General features: G+C 67.2%; 17 protein-coding genes. 5 read left to right on the forward strand and 12 right to left on the reverse strand.

Going from position 1 to position 17888, the window contains the following annotated elements; genetic code table 11:
* The 10 genes from DQP58_RS06360 to DQP58_RS06405 form a co-directional block, all read right to left on the reverse strand.
* Positions 1–1356 (reverse strand): virulence factor Mce family protein (locus DQP58_RS06360; protein ID WP_133259346.1); only part of this gene is annotated, 1356 nt, incomplete at its 3' end.
* Between the two features lie 13 nt (positions 1357–1369).
* Positions 1370–2524, reverse strand: coding sequence for a virulence factor Mce family protein (locus tag DQP58_RS06365; RefSeq protein ID WP_112707635.1), 1155 nt, complete (start codon positions 2522–2524; stop codon positions 1370–1372).
* Positions 2521–3960 carry a virulence factor Mce family protein gene (locus DQP58_RS06370; protein WP_112707636.1) on the reverse strand — a complete coding sequence of 480 codons (1440 nt, stop codon included), beginning with the start codon at positions 3958–3960 and terminating at the stop codon, positions 2521–2523. The genes DQP58_RS06365 and DQP58_RS06370 overlap by 4 nt, the downstream gene beginning before the upstream one ends.
* Positions 3960–5024, reverse strand: coding sequence for a virulence factor Mce family protein (locus tag DQP58_RS06375; RefSeq protein ID WP_112707704.1), 1065 nt, complete (start codon positions 5022–5024; stop codon positions 3960–3962). The genes DQP58_RS06370 and DQP58_RS06375 overlap by 1 nt, the downstream gene beginning before the upstream one ends.
* Complete coding sequence (locus DQP58_RS06380; RefSeq protein WP_112707637.1) at positions 5014–6069, reverse strand: virulence factor Mce family protein; 1056 nt, start codon at positions 6067–6069, stop codon at positions 5014–5016. The genes DQP58_RS06375 and DQP58_RS06380 overlap by 11 nt, the downstream gene beginning before the upstream one ends.
* Positions 6069–7271 carry an MCE family protein gene (locus tag DQP58_RS06385; RefSeq protein ID WP_112707638.1) on the reverse strand — a complete coding sequence of 401 codons (1203 nt, stop codon included), beginning with the start codon at positions 7269–7271 and terminating at the stop codon, positions 6069–6071. The genes DQP58_RS06380 and DQP58_RS06385 overlap by 1 nt, the downstream gene beginning before the upstream one ends.
* A 19-nt stretch (positions 7272–7290) precedes the next feature.
* Entirely contained in the window at positions 7291–8133 is an 843-nt protein-coding gene (locus DQP58_RS06390; RefSeq protein WP_007772500.1) for an MlaE family ABC transporter permease, read from the reverse strand.
* A gap of 19 nt (positions 8134–8152) precedes the next feature.
* The gene (locus DQP58_RS06395) at positions 8153–8917 is read right to left on the reverse strand and encodes an MlaE family ABC transporter permease (protein WP_014379050.1); all 765 of its coding nucleotides are present in this window, start codon (positions 8915–8917) and stop codon (positions 8153–8155) included.
* Positions 8918–9151: 234 nt separating this feature from the next.
* On the reverse strand, positions 9152–10066 hold the full coding sequence (locus tag DQP58_RS06400) for a 3-oxoacyl-ACP reductase (protein ID WP_112707639.1): 915 nt from the start codon (positions 10064–10066) through the stop codon (positions 9152–9154).
* Between the two features lie 45 nt (positions 10067–10111).
* Entirely contained in the window at positions 10112–10303 is a 192-nt protein-coding gene (locus DQP58_RS06405) for a ferredoxin (RefSeq protein ID WP_007772497.1), read from the reverse strand.
* Between the two features lie 213 nt (positions 10304–10516).
* Between DQP58_RS06405 and DQP58_RS06410 the strand changes: the two genes are divergently transcribed.
* The 5 genes from DQP58_RS06410 to DQP58_RS06430 all read left to right on the forward strand — a co-directional run bounded on the left by DQP58_RS06410 (position 10517) and on the right by DQP58_RS06430 (position 15443).
* A complete protein-coding gene (locus DQP58_RS06410) occupies positions 10517–11698 on the forward strand; it encodes an acyl-CoA dehydrogenase (protein WP_066870564.1) in 1182 nt (393 codons plus the stop codon).
* 38 nt (positions 11699–11736) lie between these two features.
* Positions 11737–12834, forward strand: coding sequence for an acyl-CoA dehydrogenase family protein (locus DQP58_RS06415; protein ID WP_112707640.1), 1098 nt, complete (start codon positions 11737–11739; stop codon positions 12832–12834).
* Positions 12835–12839: 5 nt separating this feature from the next.
* Positions 12840–14351, forward strand: a complete 1512-nt coding sequence (fadD17, locus tag DQP58_RS06420; RefSeq protein ID WP_112707641.1) for a long-chain-fatty-acid--CoA ligase FadD17 — start codon at positions 12840–12842, stop codon at positions 14349–14351.
* Between the two features lie 58 nt (positions 14352–14409).
* On the forward strand, positions 14410–14640 hold the full coding sequence (locus DQP58_RS06425) for a hypothetical protein (protein WP_112707642.1): 231 nt from the start codon (positions 14410–14412) through the stop codon (positions 14638–14640).
* An 89-nt stretch (positions 14641–14729) separates the two neighbouring features.
* Complete coding sequence (locus DQP58_RS06430) at positions 14730–15443, forward strand: hypothetical protein (protein WP_112707643.1); 714 nt, start codon at positions 14730–14732, stop codon at positions 15441–15443.
* Here the strand turns inward: DQP58_RS06430 and DQP58_RS06435 are convergent.
* Together DQP58_RS06435 and DQP58_RS06440 are read right to left on the reverse strand one after the other, a co-directional pair.
* Positions 15429–16979 carry an acetolactate synthase large subunit gene (locus tag DQP58_RS06435; protein WP_112707644.1) on the reverse strand — a complete coding sequence of 517 codons (1551 nt, stop codon included), beginning with the start codon at positions 16977–16979 and terminating at the stop codon, positions 15429–15431. The two genes, DQP58_RS06430 and DQP58_RS06435, sit on opposite strands and share 15 nt — an antisense overlap.
* A complete protein-coding gene (locus DQP58_RS06440) occupies positions 16976–17803 on the reverse strand; it encodes an amidohydrolase family protein (RefSeq protein WP_112707645.1) in 828 nt (275 codons plus the stop codon). Before DQP58_RS06440 ends, DQP58_RS06435 begins: the two co-directional genes overlap by 4 nt.
* Positions 17804–17888: the final 85 nt, after the last annotated feature.

Raw genomic sequence — 17888 nt, forward strand, 5'->3', positions numbered from 1 at the left:
CAACGGACCAGGGCCGGGCACCACACCCGGCGGCGGCGGCCCGGCGATGGGTGTTCCCGGATCGGGCTCAGCGCCCGGCGGGATGTACGGGAACTTGTTGGGCGGCAACACGTTCAGCCCGTTCGTCACCGGGGTGTCGTAGGGCACCGGCGGACCGCGCCACGGGTTGCGGCCGATCGGCACGTAGCCCTTCGGGTCGCGACAGAGCTGGATGGTCGGTGCGCGTTTGCCGGGGAATTCCTGGCACGGATAGTTGCGGGCGCCGCGCACGGTGCTGGGATCGTTCTGGGCGGTCTTGCAGTACATGTCCTTTGGCAGCTCGCGCACCGTCTCGTCGGCAGGGGTGCGCATCAACGGCGGCGGCAGGAAGCCGACGGCGCAGGGCGGCGGGTCGTTGAGGTCGAGCTTGAAGTCCAGCTTTCCACCCTCGTCGAGGGGGGGACCGCCCGCCATCGTGATGATCGCGGCGAACAGCGCCGGCAAAACGACCAGCAGCTGCTCGATCGACTTGTGGTAGATCACCCCCACCCGGCCCAGATTGGCCAGGCTGGCGGCCAGCGCGGGGAAAGAGGGACGGATGCCGGAGAACGCGGTGCTCGCCTCGTCGGTGGCGCCGGGGGCGGTCGCCAGGGTGTCGCGCAACTGCGGGTCGGCCTGACGCACCTCGGAGGTGAACCGCGCCAGCCCGTCGGACAGCGACTTGATGTCGGCACCGGCGCGGATCTGCGCCTGCAGGAACGGGCCGGCCTGATCGATCAACTGCGAGACTTGCGGGTAGTTTGCGTTGGCCTCGTCCACCAGCAGCCGGGCGGACTCGAAGAGCCGGGCCATCTCGGGTCCCGATCCGTTGGCCGCGATGAAGGTCTCGTGCAGCAGCTCACGCAACCGGGTATCGCCCAGGCTGTTGACCAAGGTCTCGGAGCGCTTCAGTAGGTCGGCGACGTCCTGGCCGATCCGGGTGTTCTTGCGCTCGATGCGAGACCCGTTGACCAGCTTGCTCGTTGCCGGCGAGCCGGGCGGCACCAGGTCGATGTACTGCTCGCCCACGGCCGACACGCTTTTGACGGTCGCGGTGACGTTCGACGGGATGGCGGTCCCGCTGTTCAGCCGCATGTCGGCGATGACGCCGTTGGGGCTCAGCCCCACCGACTCGACCCGACCGACGGCCACGCCGCGGTAGGTGACGTTGGCGTTCTTGTACAGGCCGCCCCCGGCAACGAAATCAGCGCTCACGCCGTAGGTTCCGATGCCGAACGTCGCGGGCAACCGCAGGTAGAAGATCGCCATCACGGTCAAGGTGATGACGGTGATCACCGCGAAGATCACCAGCTGGATCTTGGTCAGTCTGTCGTGCATCTGCGCCCGCCCCCTAGTGTCCCGAAGCCGTGCCGGGCGGAATCTTGAACGGGTCCGCGGCCTGTCCGGACAGGTTCGCCAGTTCACCGGTCAAGAAGTCGGGCGGGTTGAGGATCTCGTTCATGTGGGCCATGTTCGGGTCGAAATACGCCGTGGTGAAGAACGTTTCGCCCAGCCGGCGCAGGGTGAGGTCGAAGGTGGTGAACACGTTGAGGTAGTCACCGCGCACGGCCTGCTTGATGCCATAGTTGGGGAACGGGAACGTCAGCAGGATCTGCAGCGAGGTGACGAGATTCTTCCGGTTGTCATTGAGCGCCTTGACGACCGAGTACAGGTCCTTCATGTCGGCGGCGAAGTCCACCTTGGTCTTAGCCAGGATGTGGGAGGTGACGTTCGCCAGTTTGTGCAGCGCGCTAAACGCCTCGACGATGTGATCGCGGTTCTTGTTGAGCACGCGAATGGCTTCGGGCAGCGTGTCGAGCGCCCGGCCCAGGTTGTCCTTGTCCTGTGCCAGGTTGGCCGAGAATCGGTTCAACCCGTCGACCGCTTCGATGATGTCGTTGACCTGGCGGTTGAGCCCCGAGGTCAGTTCCGCGAGCCTGGGGACCAGGTCGACGAACTGGTCCTGCCGGCCGGCGACGGCCCGGTAGGTCTCGTCGGTGATCTCTTCCAGCGCACCGACGTTGCCCTTGTTCACCACCACGCCCAGCGCCGAGAGCACCTCTTCGGTGGTGGGATAGCGGCCGGTGTTGGCCTCTGCGATCTTCGACCCGTCCTTGAGCTTGCCGACGGCCGGCTTGTCCTTGGGACGCGCCAAGTCGATGTGCATCGAACCGAGCAGCGATGTCTGGGCGACCGTCGCGGTCGAGTTGGCGGGCAGCACCACGTTTTTGTCCAGCGCCAATTTGACTGCGGCATAGAACGATCCGTCGGTCCGCTGTTCGGCCGCGATGCCGGCGACGCTGCCGACGGTGACGTCGTCCACCATGACCGGAGAGTTCTGCGGCAGGGTCGCCACGTCGGGCAACTCGACGGTGATCGAATACGCGCCGCTGCCGTGGCCGGCGGTGCCCGGCATCACCAGCGAGTTCAGCCCGCTGAACTGGCAGCCGGCCAGCAGCACGCTGCCCGTCGCCAATCCGCCTGCCCGCAACCACATTCGGTTCATCCGCCACCGCCCAAACCGGCCGCCGGCCCGTTGGGCGCCTGGCCCGGAGGCGGGCCCGGCAGCGGACCGAAGGCGCTTCCGGCGGCGGGGCCGGGAGCTGGAGCGGCACCGGGCTGCGCCGGTTGGCCCGGTGCGGGAGCGGCTTGTGGGGCCGTCGGGACCAGCAGGGCCTGCAGATCCGCCGGGTTCTGGGCGTCCGGCGGCGTCTGGGTGCCCTTGGCCGGAATCCAGGTCAGCTGCGGCACCGGCGTCGCCGACTTGGCCTGGGTTTCGGGGGTGTCGTAGATGATCTGGCCCTTGTACGCCGTAATCGTGTTGAGCGGGTGGAACATCAGCGGCGGGTAGTTCACGGTGAGCCGGCGCAGCACCGGACCGAGCCGCTCACGGCAGAGCTCGGCGCGCTTGAAGTAGTCGGGCGCCCTGGGCCCGGCGGCGGTTTCGAAGGAGCCACCGCAGATGAACTGCACGGGGTTGGCGAATTCCGGTATCGAGAGCAGACCGTTGAGGGTGCCCTGCGCGGGGTCGTAGATGTTGTAGAAGTTGGCGATACCCGGGCCCGCCACGTGCAACACCTGCTCGATGTTGTCGCTCTGGTCGCTCAACGTCTTCGCGAAATCGTTGAGGTTGTTGACCGTATCGACGATCGTCGAGTTGTTCTCGTGCAGGAAGCCCCGGATGTCCGACAGCGCCTTGTTCAGGGTGCCCAGGGTGGTGTCGAGGTGGCGCGAGCTGTCGGCGAGCACCTGAGACACCGAGGCGACGTTGCCGGCGAACTGGACGATCTGCTCGTTACTGGACGAGAGCGCGTTGACGAGCACCTGCAGGTTTTTCACCGTGCCGAAGATGTCGCCGCGCGAATCCCCAAGGCGCCCAGCGGCTTGCGAGAGCTCGCGCAGGGCGTTGTGGAACGACTGGCCCTTGCCGTCGAAGGTGTCCGCGGCCTGGTTGATCGCCGAGCCCAACGGCCCCTGCAGGGATCCGGCCGTCGGACCGAGCTGGACGGCCAGCTGGGTCAGCGACTCCTTGACCTCGTCCCATTCCACCGGGACGGCGGTGCGGCCCAAACCGATGCTGGCGCCGTCGGCCATCTCGGCGCCGCCGGTGTACGCCGGCGTCAACTGAATGAACCTCGCAGCCACCAGGTTTGGCGACATGATGATCGCCTTGGCGTCTTTGGGGACTTTCACGTCCTTCGAGACGGCCATAGTGATCTTGACGTCGGAGGGCCGCGGCTCGATCGTGTCAATGGTCCCGACCGGGACACCGAGGATGCGCACCTGATCACCGGGATACAGGCCGACCGCAGAGGTGAAGTAGCCGACGATCTTGCGGTTCTTCTCCTGCGACGACAGCACATACACGCCACCCACCAGCACCGCGACCAGCGCGATGATGGTGGCGTAGCGCAGCCCCCGGCTACGGATGATCCGCTGCATCACGGCGACTTCGGCCTGATCGTCCAGCGTTCCTGAATCAAGCCGCGCAGGTAGTCGGCGAGGCTGGCGGGCATCTTGCCGGGCTGGTAGAAGAAGTCGAACATGGTGGCGAGCAGCGGCGCTGGGATCACGCCGTAGACGTTTACGTTGAATCCGGGACCCGAACCGACGACCTCACCCAGCTCGGTGGCGTAAGTCGGCAACCGCTTGAGCGCCTCGGTGATGTAGTCGCGGCGCTCGTTGAGGTTGGACAGCACGTCGTTGAGCTTGCCCAGCGCGGGACCGAACTCCTTGCGGTTGTCGGCGACGAACCCGGAGATCTGCGTCGAGAGATCCTGGATCCCCGAGATCAGCTGGGCCAGGGCGTCACGGCGTTCGTCGAGGGCGGCGAACAACTCGTTGCCGTCGTCGACCAGCTTGTTGACCTGCTCGGCGCGCTGGGACAACACGCCGGTGACCGACTTCGCATGCGCCAGAAGGCTTTGCAGCGCCTCGTCGCGGCGGTCCAGGGTGCGCGACAGCGACGTCACGCCGTCCAGCGCGCCGCGCAGCTGCGGGTTGGCGTCGTGCAGCGTGTCGGTCAGCACGTTCAGCGCCTTCTCGAACTGCGGCTTGTCCAGATTGTTGGCGTTCTGCCCCAGGTCCTCGAGCGCACCGGCGAGCGTGTACGGCGTCGTCGTGCGGCTGAGCGGGATGGTGGTCGCCTTGCCGCCACCGGCCGGGGTCACCGAGATGGAGCGCTCGCCGAGGATGGTGTCGGTGCGGATCGCGGCCAGCGACTGGTCGCCGACGGCGACGTGTCGGTCGACGCTGAAGCTGATCTTGGCGCTGTCGCCGGCCAGACCCACCGAGGTCACCTTGCCGACCTTGAAACCCGAAACATACACGGCGTTGCCGGGATTGATGCCGCCCGCGTCGGTGAAGTAGGCGTCGTAGATCTTGCCCTGCGGCCAAAACGGCAATCCGGAGTAGCCGAACGCGATGAGCACCACGCAAACCACCAGCACCACACCGAAGATGCCGGTGCGCAGTGGATCGCGCTCCTGCCTTGCGTTACTTGGCAAAAGCACACCTCCCCTTGCTGGGATCCACCTGGCCACCGAGCGGCAGGAGGATGTCGCTGCCGGCCGGGCCGTTGATCTTGATCGTCACGGAGCAGAAGTAGATGTTGAAGAACGACCCGTAGGCGCCCAGCGCGGACAGCCGCAGGTAGTCCTCGCCGAGCTGTTCGACGTCGTTGTTCACCTCGGCCTTGCGGTTGTCTATCTCGGTGGCCAGCGGCCGGGTGTTCTCCAGGATGCCCTGCAGCGGCCGGCGCGAATTCTTCAGCAGGTCCGTCAGATCCGTCGTCGTGGAGGCCAGCGGCGGGATGGCGCCCGCGATGTCGTCCTTGTGCTGGGCCAGCCCGGTGATCAGCTGCTGCAACTGGTCGACGCTGGCCGAGAACTGCGCGCTGCGTTGATCGACGGTCGTCAGCACCGTGTTGAGGTTGTTGATTACGTCGCCGATGAGCTGGTCGCGCTGGCCCAGCGCCGAGGAGAACGCGCTGGTGTCGGCGAGCACGTTCGACAACGCCCCGCCCTGGCCCTGCAGCAGCTGGATCACAGCGCTGCTGATCGTGTTGACCTTGTCCGCGTCAAGGCCTTTGAGTACCGGCCGCAGACCGCCGAGCAGCGCGTCGAGGTCCAGTGCGGGCTGGGTGTGCTGGCTGTTGATCGTCGCACCGGCCGGAAGTTTGCGCAGCTCACCGGGGCCCGACGTGATCTCCAAAAACCGGTCGCCGACCAGGTTTTCGTAGCGGATCACCGCGCGGGTGGACGAGTAGAGCGTGTAGCGCTTGTCGACGCCGAACTTGACGTCGATGGTGTTGTCGGGGTTGAGCTTGATGCCCGACACCGCCCCGACCGGTACGCCGGCGATGCGGACCTTCTGGCCGGACTTCAGTCGCGACACGTCGGTAAACGTTGCGTGATAAGTGCTTTCGGGACCGAACCGAAAGTCACCGAACACCACCACCAGACCCGCCGACACCAACAGCATGGCCACCGCGAAGATGCTGACCTTGATCATCATCTCGCGGTGCGACGGCATGCCCGAACTTTCCGGCATCAGAAGTCATCCCGTTCCGCGAAGGCGCCGTGGAACAGGAACTGCAACGTCGAGGGCGCGTCGAACTGCAGTTCGGTGAACGGCTCGTACGGGATGTTGGCGTTGTCGGTCACCAGGAACGGCGCCCGGTACCACGACCCGCCGTGTTGCTTGTTCGGGATGTCGGGCAAGCCGCGGCAGTTCGGACCGCCGGAGGCGTTCACGACCGGCAGCGATTCCGGATACGTATAAGACGGCGCACCCAGCACGAAGCTCGACGACGTGAACAGGCCGGCTTTCTTCACACCAAGGATCGGTCCGAACTCCTTGAGGCCTCGGTCGATTCCGGCGAACAGGCAGCCGAATTCCGGCGAGTACTCGGCGGCCACCTTGAGCGGCGCCCGCAGCCGGTTGATCGCGTCGATGAAGTCCTGTTCGGCCGGGGCCAGGGTGTCATACGCGTTGTTCGACAGGCCGATGGTGGCCAACAGCGTGTCGTTGAGGTTCTTCTGTTGGTCGACGACCGTTCTGTTGATCGTCGGCAGGTTGTCGACCACGGTGGTCAGGTCCGGGGCCGCGTCGGCGTACACGTTGGCCACGACCGCGGCCTTGCGGAAGTCCTCCTGCAGGGCGGGCAGCTTTGGGTTGGCCTGGCGCGTCAGGGTATTCAAGCCCGACAGGATGCCACCCAGGTCGTCGCCGTGACCGCGCAGGCCTTCCGCGAACGCGCTGAGCGTCCCATTGAGTTCGACGGGGTCGATCTTGTGCAGCAGGTCCATCAACGACTGGAACAGCGTGTTGACTTCCAGCTGCACCGAAGAGGCCGCGACGTGCGCATCCGGGTGCAACGACGTGGGCGAAGGCGTCTGGGGCGGAATGAATTCCACCGCCTTGGCGCCGAAGATGGTGTTACCCGCGATGTGCACCGCCGCGTTGGACGGAATGAAATGCAGATCGTCGCTGTTGATTGCGAGCGTGAGCCGCGCCTGGTCCCCGGAATAGTCGATGGTTTCGACCTTGCCGATCTGGATGCCCCGGTACTTGACCTTGGCGCCCTTCTCCATGACGAGCCCGGCCCGGGGCGCCGACACCGTGACGGTGTCGATCGACGCGAACGCCGCTGTATAGGAAAGGTAGGTCAGCACAGCGAAAGCCACCATCAGGCCGGCCAGCACTGCTGCTGCCAGCCGGACGGTTGTGCGTCGCGCGTCTGTGTTCGCCATGTCCTTTTAAGCGGTCCTCTTATCCGGAGAGGTTGAAGTTACCGGACGCTCCGTAGACAGCGAGCGAGATGAACAATGTGATGACGACCACGACGATCAGCGACGTCCGCACGGCTTGGCCGACCGCGATGCCCACGCCGACCGGACCGCCGTGAGCGTTGTAGCCGTAATAGGTATGGACGAGCATGACCGCGATGGACATCACGATGGCCTGCAGGAAAGACCACAGCAGGTCCGATGGGATCAGGAACGTATTGAAGTAGTGGTCGTAGAGGCCCTTTGACTGCCCGTTGATGTAGACCGTGGTGAAGCGGGCCGCGAAGAACGCGGCCAGCACCGACAGCGAGTACAGCGGGATGATCGCGATGAGCCCGGCGATCAGGCGGGTTGATACCAGGTAGGACACCGAGTGCACAGCCATGCATTCGACGGCGTCGATCTCCTCGGAAACCCGCATGGCTCCCAATTGCGCTGTGGCACCGGCACCGATGGTGGCGGCCAGCGCGATGCCGGCGATCACGGGGGCGACGACCCGGACGTTCAGGAATGCCGAGAGGAATCCTGTCAACGCCTCGATGCCGATGTTGCCCAGCGACGAATAGCCCTGCACGGCAATGACACCACCGGAGGCCAGCGTCAAGAAGGCCGCCACACCGACCGTGCCGCCGATCATGACCAGGGCCCCGGCGCCCATCGTCATCTCGGCGATCAGCCGGACGGTCTCCTTGCGGTAGCGGGTGAGCGCGTTGGGGACATACCGCATGGTCTGCCCGTAAAACAGCGCCTGCTCGCCGAAGTCGTCGACCGGCTCCTGCAGGCGGGTGAAGATGCGGCGGAACCGCAGTGTGGCGTCGTAACTCATCGCGTGCGCACCCGTCCCGTCACTTCGCCGAGATCCGCACGCCGATGGCGGTCATCACCACGTTGATCACGAACAGACAGATGAAGGCGTAGACCACCGTTTCGTTGACCGCGTTGCCGACGCCCTTGGGCCCACCCTTGACGGTCAGGCCGCGATAGCAGCCCACCATGCCGGCCATCACGCCGAACAGCAGCGCCTTGACTTCGGCCAGCACCAGCTCGCGCAGCCCGGTCAGCACGGTCAACCCGTTGATGAAGGCGCCGGGGTTGACGCCCTGCAGGAAGACGGAGAACACGTAGCCGCCGGAGAGGCCGATGGCGCACACCAACCCGTTGAGCAGCAGTGCCACCACCGTGGAGGCCAACACGCGCGGCACGACCAGCCGCTGGATCGGGTCGATGCCCAGCACCCGCATCGCGTCGATCTCCTCGCGGATGGTGCGGGCCCCGAGGTCGGCACAGATCGCGGTGGCGCCGGCACCGGCCACGACGAGCACGGTCACCACCGGGCCCAGCTGGGTGATGGTGCCGAAAGCCGTCCCGGCGCCGGACAGGTCGGCGGCGCCGATCTCGCGCAGCAGGATGTTGAGGGTGAAGGCCACCAGGACGGTGAACGGGATGGACACCAACAGCGTGGGCACCAGCGACACGCGCGCGATCATCCACGTCTGATCGAGAAACTCACCGAATTGAAACGGCCGGCGGAAAGCCGCCCGGCCGGTATCCATCATCATCTCGAAAAATCCGCCGACGGCGCGGGCGGGGACCGCGAGTTGTTCCCTCAACGCGGTCCCCCCCTCGGTTTGGTCTCGGCGAAGTCTATGTGTGGCCTTTGCATCGTCTACGGTCGCTCGTGGCTCGGTGTGAGCCGGATCATATTAACCCAGAACAAGTTCACCATGTCAATGAACAGCACTTCTTATCCGAACCGTTAATTCAGCTGGTCAGAAGCACTTGTCGCGTGTCAAACTGACACACGTTCTACCTGGCGATTCCCCCAATCGGCCAGCCGTCGGCGGCTATTGTTCCATCAGCGCGCTGGCGGAAAAATTGTGCTCAGGATCACGGCCAGCAAAGTAATCCTGCAGCGTCGAACTCAGCTGCGCCGGGTCCCACGCGGCGCCGTCGGCGCTGAATTTCCGCTCCACGGTCGGCGCGGCGACCAACGTCACCTGTGGACCGTAGACGATGAAGACCTGTCCGTTCACCTCGGCGGCCGCCGGGGACGACAGGAACTTCACCAGATTGACGACGTGCTCGGGTGACAAGGGGTCGATGCCGCCCGCCTCCACCTCGGGTGCGTCGCCGAAGACGTCGGCCGTCATCGCGGTGCGGGCGCGGGGGCAGATGGCGTTGGCGCAGACACCGTAGCGGCCCAGCGCTCGTGCGGCCGTCAGGGTGAGCGAGATGATGCCGGCCTTGGCGGCGCCGTAGTTCGCCTGCCCGACCGGACCGACCAGCCCGGCCTCCGACGCGGTGTTGACGATCCGCCCGAAGATCTGGCCGCCCGCCTCCTTGGCCTTGGACCGCCAGTAGGTCGCCGCGTTGCGGGTCAGCAGGAAGTGACCGCGCAGGTGCACGGCGATGACGAGATCCCACTCCTCGTCGGACATGTTGAACAGCATCCGGTCGCGGGTGATGCCGGCGTTGTTCACCACGATGTCGAGGCCGCCCAGCGAGTCGGCCTGAGCAACCAGTTCGTCGGCGGTGGCGCGTTCGCTGATGTCGCCGGCCACGGCGACGGCCTTGGACCCGGCGGAGTTGATCTCGTCGATGACGTCGGAGGCGTCCAGCGCCGCGGCGATGTCGTTGACGACGACGGTCGCGCCCTGGCGGGCCAGGCCGAGCGCCTCGGCGCGGCCCAGGCCCGCGGCCGCACCGGTCACCACCGCGACCTTTCCGGAGAGATCGGTCGCGTTCGTGCTGCTAGTCAATTTATGAATACCTCTAGTTTTCGGGTTACGCGCTCGGGGCTCGGATTAGTCGCCGCGCTGAAGTGCCGCGCGCGGGCATTCGGCGATCGCCTGCTCGGCCAGCTGCTCCTGATCGGCGGGAATCGGGTCGAGCTTCACCACGGCGTAATCCTCGTCGTCCAGGTCGAAGATATCCGGGGCGATTCCCAAGCACACTGCGTTACCTTCGCACCGGTCACGGTCCACGATCACCCGCACAGCACCCTCCTTGAACCTGGCCTTCACCGTAGGACTCGCCTCATCAGCATGTAGGTCCACCATAGGGCCCCGACACCGCTGGGGAAACGGTCGCTGGATTCCCAGACTAGAACGTGTTACAACCGGGAAGGCGGACGGGTAGCCGTTGGTCGAGCAGCGGCCTGTGACGAGGCTTGTCACTGAAGAACGTCGTAAATCTGAAGGACGGCTGAAATGCGCATCAGTTACACCCCGGAACAAGAGGACCTGCGTCGCGAGCTGCGGTCGTACTTCACCGCGCTGATGACCCCGGAGCGCCGCGAGGCGCTGACCTCGACGGGGGGCGGCGAGGTCGGGACGGGCACCGCGTATCGCGACACCGTCGCGCAGATGGGCAAGGACGGGTGGCTCACCTTGAACTGGCCCAAGGAGTACGGCGGCCAGGACCGTTCCCCGATGGACTCGCTCATCTTCACCGACGAGGCAGCGATCGCCGGCGTGCCGGTGCCGTTCCTGACGATCAACAGCGTGGCGCCGACGATCATGGCGTTCGGCACGGAGGAACAGAAGAAGTTCTTCCTGCCCAAGATCGCCGCCGGCGAGCTGCACTTCTCGATCGGCTACTCCGAGCCCGGAGCCGGCACCGACCTGGCCAACCTGCGCACCACGGCCGTCCGCGACGGCGACGACTACGTCATCAACGGCCAGAAGATGTGGACCAGCCTGATCGCCTACGCGGACTGGGTGTGGCTGGCGGTCCGCACCAACCCGGACGCCAAGAAGCACCGCGGCATCTCGATGCTGACCGTGCCGACGACCGCCGAAGGTTTCTCCTGGACGCCGGTGCACACCATGGCCGGGGTGGACACCAGCGCCACCTATTACTCCGACGTGCGTGTGCCGGTGACCAACCTGATCGGCGAGGAGAACGGCGGTTGGAAACTGGTGACCAACCAGCTCAACCACGAGCGGGTGGCGCTGGTCTCGCCGCAACCGATCTTCCTGGCGCTGCGCGAGGTTCGTGAATGGGCCCAGAACACCAAGGACGCCGGCGGGGCGCGGTTGATCGATTCCGAGTGGGTGCAGATCAACCTGGCCCGGGTGCACGCCAAGGCCGAGGTTCTCAAGCTGATCAACTGGGAGCTGGCCTCGGCCACCAGTGAAGCCCTGTCGCCCGCCGATGCGTCGGCGGCCAAGGTGTATGGCACCGAGCTGGCCACCGAGGCGTACCGGTTGCTGATGGAGGTGCTGGGTACCGCGGCGACGGTACGCCAGAATTCGCCGGGCGCATTGCTGCGCGGCCGGGTCGAGCGAATGCACCGGGCCTGCCTGATCCTGACCTTCGGCGGCGGCACCAATGAGGTGCAGCGCGACATCATCGGCATGGTCGCCCTCGGTCTGCCTAGAAACCGTTAAGCACCGCTGAGCCGCAACGTAATAGAAGGACGGACGTCATGGATTTCACCACCACCGAAGCGGCGCACGACCTCGGCAACCTGGTCGACACCATCGTGGAGTCGGTATGCACCCCCGAACACCAGCGCGAGCTCGACGGGCTCGATCAGCGCTTCGACCGCGACCTGTGGGCAAAGCTGATCGACGCCGGCATCCTGTCCAGCGCGTCGGCCACCTCGCTGGGCGGTGACGGCTTCGGGGCGCTCGAGCAGATCGCGATCCTGGTCGCGCTGGGGCACCAGCTGGCCGCCGTGCCCTACCTGGAGTCGGTGGTGCTGGGTGCTGGAGCCCTGGCCCGCTTCGGGTCCGAAGAGCTGCAACAGAATTGGGGCGCGCCGGCCGTCAACGGCGAGAAGACGCTGGCTGTGGCCCTCGACGGCGAGATGGGCGAGGGGCCGGTGCGGGCGGCCGGCGCCGGCGCAGGCTACCGGCTGACCGGGACGCGCACCCAGGTCGGATTCGGCCCGGTGGCCGACGCGTTCCTGGTTCCCGCCGAAACCGATTCCGGCACGGCCGTTTTCCTGGTGGCCGCCGACGACCCGGGCGTCACGGTGACCGCGCTGGAAACCACCGGCCTGGGCAGCGTCGGTCATCTCGCCCTGGAGGGAACCGAGGTGGACGAGAGCCGCAAGGTCGGGGGCGTCGAGGTCGTGACCTGGCTTAGCACGCTGGGCACCTTGGGCCGCAGCGCTTTCCAACTCGGGGTGCTCGAGCGGGGCCTGCAGATGACGGCCGAATACGCCCGCGAGCGTGAGCAGTTCGACCGCCCGATCGGCAGCTTCCAGGCGGTGTCACAGCGGCTCGCCGACGGCTACATCGACGTGAAGGGGTTGCGGCTCACGCTCACCCAGGCGGCCTGGCGGGTCTCGGAAGACATCGCCGCCGAAATCGACGTCGCCAGTGCGGCGTTCTGGGCCGCCGAGGCCGGCCACCGGGTGGCGCACACCATCGTGCACGTGCACGGCGGCGTCGGCGTGGACACCGATCACCCGGCGCACCGCTACTTCCTGGCGGCCAAGGAGACCGAGTTCGCCCTCGGCGGCGCCACCGGTCAGCTGCGGCGGATCGGCCGGGAGCTGGCGGAGACGCCCGCTTAGGCGCAATGGATCTCACCGAGGACCTGACGGTCACCAAGCTGCTGGAGCCGCTGACCGAGATCGACGATCGGGGCGTCTACTTCGAGGACTCGTTCACCAGCTGGCGCGACCACCTGCAGCACGGTGCCGCGATCGCCGCGACGCTGCGGGCGCGCCTCGACCCCGCCCGGCCGCCGCATGTCGGCGTGCTGTTGGAGAACACCCCGTTCTTCTCGGCGATGCTGGTAGCAGCGGGCATGTCGGGGATCGTGCCGGTGGGACTCAACCCGGTGCGCCGCGGCGAGGCCCTGCGGCGCGACGTCGCCAAGGCCGACTGCCAATTGGTGCTGGCGGATTCGAAATCGTCTGAGACGCTTGGTGATATCGAGCACCTGAACGCCGACTCGGCCGAGTGGGCCGACGAGGTCGCCGCGCACCGCGACGCCCCGATCTCCTTCCAGGCCGCGTCGCCGGCGGAGCTGTTCATGTTGATCTTCACCTCGGGCACCAGCGGCGAGCCCAAGGCGGTCAAGTGCAGCCACGGCAAGGTGGCTATCGCGGGCGTGACGATGTCACAGCGCTTCGGCCTGGGCCGCGATGACGTCTGCTACGTGTCGATGCCGCTGTTTCATTCCAATGCGGTGTTGGTCGGCTGGGCGGTGGCGGCGGCCTGCGAGGGCTCGATGGCCTTGCGGCGCAAGTTCTCTGCTTCGAATTTCATCGTCGATGTCCGTCGTTACGGCGCCACCTACGCCAACTACGTGGGCAAGCCACTGTCGTATGTGCTCGCCACGCCCGAGCGACCCGACGATGCCGACAATCCGCTGCAGGCGGTATACGGCAACGAGGGCGTGCCCGAGGACATCGAGCGCTTCGGCCGCAGGTTCGGGTGCGTCGTGCAGGACGGGTTCGGTTCCACCGAGGGCGGCGTGGCCATCGCGCGCACCCCCGATACGCCGGCGGGTTCACTGGGCCCGCTACCGGAGGGCATCGACATCATCGATCCCGACACCGGGGCGTCCTGCCCGCCTGGCGTCGTCGGCGAATTGGTCAACACCGCGGGGCCGGGGCGTTTCGAGGGTTACTACAACGACAAGGCGGCCGAAGCCGAGCGGATGGCCGGCGGGGTGTATCACAGCGGTGATCTCGCCTACCGCGACGACGCCGGCTATGCGTATTTCGCTGGGCGGCTGGGAGATTGGATGCGGGTCGACGGCGAAAACCTGGGCGCCGCCCCGATCGAGCGGGTGCTGCTGCGCCACCCCGACGTCACCGAGGTCGCGGTGTACCCGGTCCCCGACCCGAGGGTCGGCGACCAGGTGATGGCGGCGTTGGTGATGGCGCCGGGCACCGAGTTCGAGGACGAGAAGTTCCGCGCGTTTCTGGCCGAGCAGCCGGACTTGGGCCCCAAGCAATGGCCGTCGTACGTGCGGATCAGCACCAAACTGCCGCGGACGGTGACCTTCAAGGTGTTGAAGCGCCAGTTGGCCGCCCAGGGTGTGGACTGCGACGACCCGGTGTGGCGGATCCACCCCTAGGGACCCGGGTCGTGCGTTGCCGCCGGATGCGCGGTCCACACAGTAAACTCAGCGCTTGATGAAAATCCGCGAAACGATCGCCCGCTCGATCCTGGTCGGGTCGGTGGGTGGCGCCGCGCTCGGGCTGGGCTCCGGTTTCGCCGCGGCGGATCCGCCTCCGCCGCCTCCCCTGCCTCCGCCACCGCCGCCGCTGGTGTGGTCGCCGCCGACGCCGGACCGCGAACCGTGGGAAGCCCCGCCCCCGCCGGAGCAGGGGCCGCCGCTGCCACCACTCCCGCCGGCGGCCTGATGTCAACGCCGTTAAGGAGACGCGATGGTTGATGCGCCGGTCCCCCACCTCGGCGTCGCGGTGACGCGCGCCGAAATCGGAACCCGCGCATGACGGCACGCCCGCTCGAGCTCGCGCTGGAAGCCAGCTTCGACCAGCTTGCCGCCGCGGTGCCGGCGAACGTCGGCGTCGCGATCGCCCGGCCGGACAGAACCTTTTCGCTGGGCAGCTGGTGGTCGGGCGTGGCATGGTCGACCATCAAGGTGCCGTTGGCGATAGCGGCGCTGCGCAACGATTGGCTGGGCGCGCGCGATTTGGTCGTCAAGGCCATCACAGAATCCGACAACCGCGCCTCCGAACAGTTGTGGTCGCAGTTGGGCGAGCCCGCCCAGGCGGCGCGCCGGGTCCAGGTCGTGGTGGCCGAGGGCGGCGACACCGCGACGGTGGTCGAATCGCGTCGACTTCGCCGCGGGTTCACCGCATTCGGCCAGACGCAGTGGAGCCTGCAGCGCCAAGCGCGGTTCGCCGCGGAGCTGTCGACCATCCCCGACGCCGTCGAAGTGATCGACCTGATGCAGCGCCTGGTCACCGGCGACCAGTGGGGCCTGGCCGCCAAAGGCATTGCCGCCAAGGGCGGTTGGGGCCCGGGTGTGCACGGCGAGTACCTGGTCCGGCAATTCGGCATCGTCCCCACCCCGGCCGGTCACTGGGGCGTGGCGCTGGCGGCCGATGCGCACGACGGCGCGTTCGAGACGGGCATCGACGTGGTCAACACGATGACGGACTGGCTGCTGAGCCGGCTGCCGACCCTAGCCCGTTATTGACGGCACCACGGCGTCGATCAGATGCGGCCCCGGTTCGGCGAAGGCGGCGCGTAGCGCATCGGCCAATTCGTCGGCCGTGGTGACGCGCCGGGCGGGCACTCCCATGCCCTCGCTCATCTTCACGAAATCCATTGTCGGGTCGGATAAGTCGAGCAGCGACAGCGCTTCGGGGCCGGGCGCCGACCCGGCGCCGACGCGTTGCAGCTCGATGCGCAGGATGTCGTAGGCGCTGTTGTTGTACAGCACGGTGGTGACGTTGAGGTTCTCCCGCGCCTGGGTCCACAATCCCGAGATCGTGTACATGGCCGAGCCATCGGATTCCAGACACAACACCGGGCGATTGGGGGCGGCCACCGCGGCGCCCACCGCGGCCGGAATGCCGTAGCCGATCGCCCCACCGGTCAGGGTCAGCCAGTCGTGCGCCGGCGCCCCGGCGGTCGCCTGGGCGAGCAGCACGCCCGAGGTGTTCGACTCGTCGACCACTATGGCCCCTTCGGGCAGCAGCGCCCCGATCACATCGGCGGCCGACGCGGAGGTCAGCGGACCCGTCGGCAGCGAGGGACGCGATGCGGGGGCCACTGGCGCCTCGGTGCCGGGCGCCACCTGGTCGGCTAGGGCGATCAAAGCCTCTGCCGCGCCGCTGTATTCGGCAAGCACGTGCACCTCGCAGCCGGCCGGCACCAGATCGCTGGGCATGCCGGGGTAGGCGAAGAACGACACCGGCGACTTGGCGCCGGCCAGCACCAGATGCTTGGCTCCGTCCAGCTGGGCGGTGGCGGCCTCGGCGAAATAGGCGAGCCGGTCGACCGCGGGGACGCCGGCGCCGCGCTCCAGCCGGGCGGGGAAGGTTTCGCACAACACGCGCGCACCCGTCGCCGCCGCAATGCGGGCGGCCGCCGCCAGCCCGGCTCGGCGGGTGGCGTCGCCGCCCACCATGATCACCGTGGGCTCGCCGGAGCCGACCACCTCGAGCACCTCGGGCGCCAGCAGCGGATCGGCGCTCCCCGGCCGCGCATCCAGGTTGGAGAACAGCTGGGCGCCGTCGGACCAGGACACGTCGGCGGGCAGGATCAGCGTGGAAATCTGTGAACCCCACCGGCTGGCCGCGATGCCCTCGACGGCGTCGGCCGAAACCTGGGAGGCGTCAGCGGTCCGGCGCACCCAGCCCGAGACGGTGCCGGCCAACGCGTCGATGTCGGATTCCAGTGGGGCGTCGTACTTTTTGTGATAGGTCGCGTGGTCACCGACGACCACCACCATCGGCACCCGCGCGCGGCGCGCGTTGTGCAGGTTGGCCAGGCCGTTGCCCAGTCCGGGTCCCAAGTGCAGCAGCACCGCGGCCGGTCTATCCGCGATGCGCGCGTAACCGTCGGCCGCTCCGGTGGCGACCCCCTCGAACAGCGCCAGCACGCCTCGCATCCGCGGCACGGCGTCCAGCGCCGCGACGAAATGCATCTCGGAGGTGCCCGGGTTGGCGAAACACACCTCGACGCCGCCGTCCACCAGGGTGTTGATCAGGGCCTGGGCACCGTTCACTTGACTGCCTCCAGTCGGAAAACTCGTTCGGCGTTGCCGCGCAGGAAATCTCGGCGGGCCTCGTCGGAAAGCCCGAGGGCGTCCAGTCCCGCCAGCGCGTGCTCGTGGGTGATCATCGGATAGTTGGTGCCGAACAACACCTTTCGTTGCCCAGTACCGGTCTTCATGAATCTGACAAGTTCGTCCGGCAACCGCTTGATGGTGTATGCCGAGGTGTCGATGTAGACGTTTTCGTGCTTGCGGGCCACCGCGACCATCTCCTCGGTCCACGGGTAGCCGACGTGACCGCAGACGATCACCAGCTCCGGGAAATCGAGCGCCACCTGGTCGATGTAGGGAATCGGCCGGCCGGTCTCCGACGGGCGCAACGGGCCGGTGTGACCGACCTGGGTGCAGAACGGCACCCCGGATTCCACGCACTGGGCGAACAGCGGATAGTAGCGGCGATCGGTGGGCGGGGCGTCCCACAACCACGGCACCACCCGCAGGCCGACGAACCCTCCGTCGGCTATCCGGCGCCGCAGCTCCCGGACGGCTTCCATCGGGCGGTCCAGGTCGACGGTGGCCAGCCCGGCGAGCCGGTTCGGGTGCGCGGCAATCCATTGCGCCACCTCGTCGTTGGAGACCAGGTCGGCTCCACCGGGCCCCCGCCAGGCGCTGAGCACACCCACTTCGACGTCGGCGGCGTCCATCGACGCCAGGGTCGCCTCGATCGGGAGATCGGTGTCGGGGATCGACCCGCCCGTCCACCGCCGCAGGGATGCCAGCATGTCGCTGCGCAGGAACCGCGCAGTCGGATGCTGCATCCAGACATCGATCGTCATGCGATTGGACTTTAGCCCGCCGACGATGCGCGCCGCGGAGCGGCGGCAGGAGGAGACGGGCGATCAACACCGGACCGGGGCCGGC

Origin of the sequence: Mycobacterium colombiense, assembly GCF_003284975.1 — a bacterium.
GTDB lineage: Bacteria > Actinomycetota > Actinomycetes > Mycobacteriales > Mycobacteriaceae > Mycobacterium > Mycobacterium europaeum_A.

Bases quoted from the DNA above. Each gene is read 5' to 3' on its own strand.
- DQP58_RS06365 (WP_112707635.1), bottom strand. From the start codon at position 2,524: ATGAACCGAATGTGGTTGCGGGCAGGCGGATTGGCGACGGGCAGCGTG.
- DQP58_RS06370 (WP_112707636.1), bottom strand. From the start codon at position 3,960: ATGCAGCGGATCATCCGTAGCCGGGGGCTGCGCTACGCCACCATCATC.
- DQP58_RS06380 (WP_112707637.1), bottom strand. From the start codon at position 6,069: ATGCCGGAAAGTTCGGGCATGCCGTCGCACCGCGAGATGATGATCAAG.
- DQP58_RS06385 (WP_112707638.1), bottom strand. From the start codon at position 7,271: ATGGCGAACACAGACGCGCGACGCACAACCGTCCGGCTGGCAGCAGCA.
- DQP58_RS06390 (WP_007772500.1), bottom strand. From the start codon at position 8,133: ATGAGTTACGACGCCACACTGCGGTTCCGCCGCATCTTCACCCGCCTG.
- DQP58_RS06410 (WP_066870564.1), top strand. From the start codon at position 10,517: ATGCGCATCAGTTACACCCCGGAACAAGAGGACCTGCGTCGCGAGCTG.
- DQP58_RS06415 (WP_112707640.1), top strand. From the start codon at position 11,737: ATGGATTTCACCACCACCGAAGCGGCGCACGACCTCGGCAACCTGGTC.
- fadD17 (WP_112707641.1), top strand. From the start codon at position 12,840: ATGGATCTCACCGAGGACCTGACGGTCACCAAGCTGCTGGAGCCGCTG.
- DQP58_RS06425 (WP_112707642.1), top strand. From the start codon at position 14,410: ATGAAAATCCGCGAAACGATCGCCCGCTCGATCCTGGTCGGGTCGGTG.
- DQP58_RS06430 (WP_112707643.1), top strand. From the start codon at position 14,730: ATGACGGCACGCCCGCTCGAGCTCGCGCTGGAAGCCAGCTTCGACCAG.
- DQP58_RS06440 (WP_112707645.1), bottom strand. From the start codon at position 17,803: ATGACGATCGATGTCTGGATGCAGCATCCGACTGCGCGGTTCCTGCGC.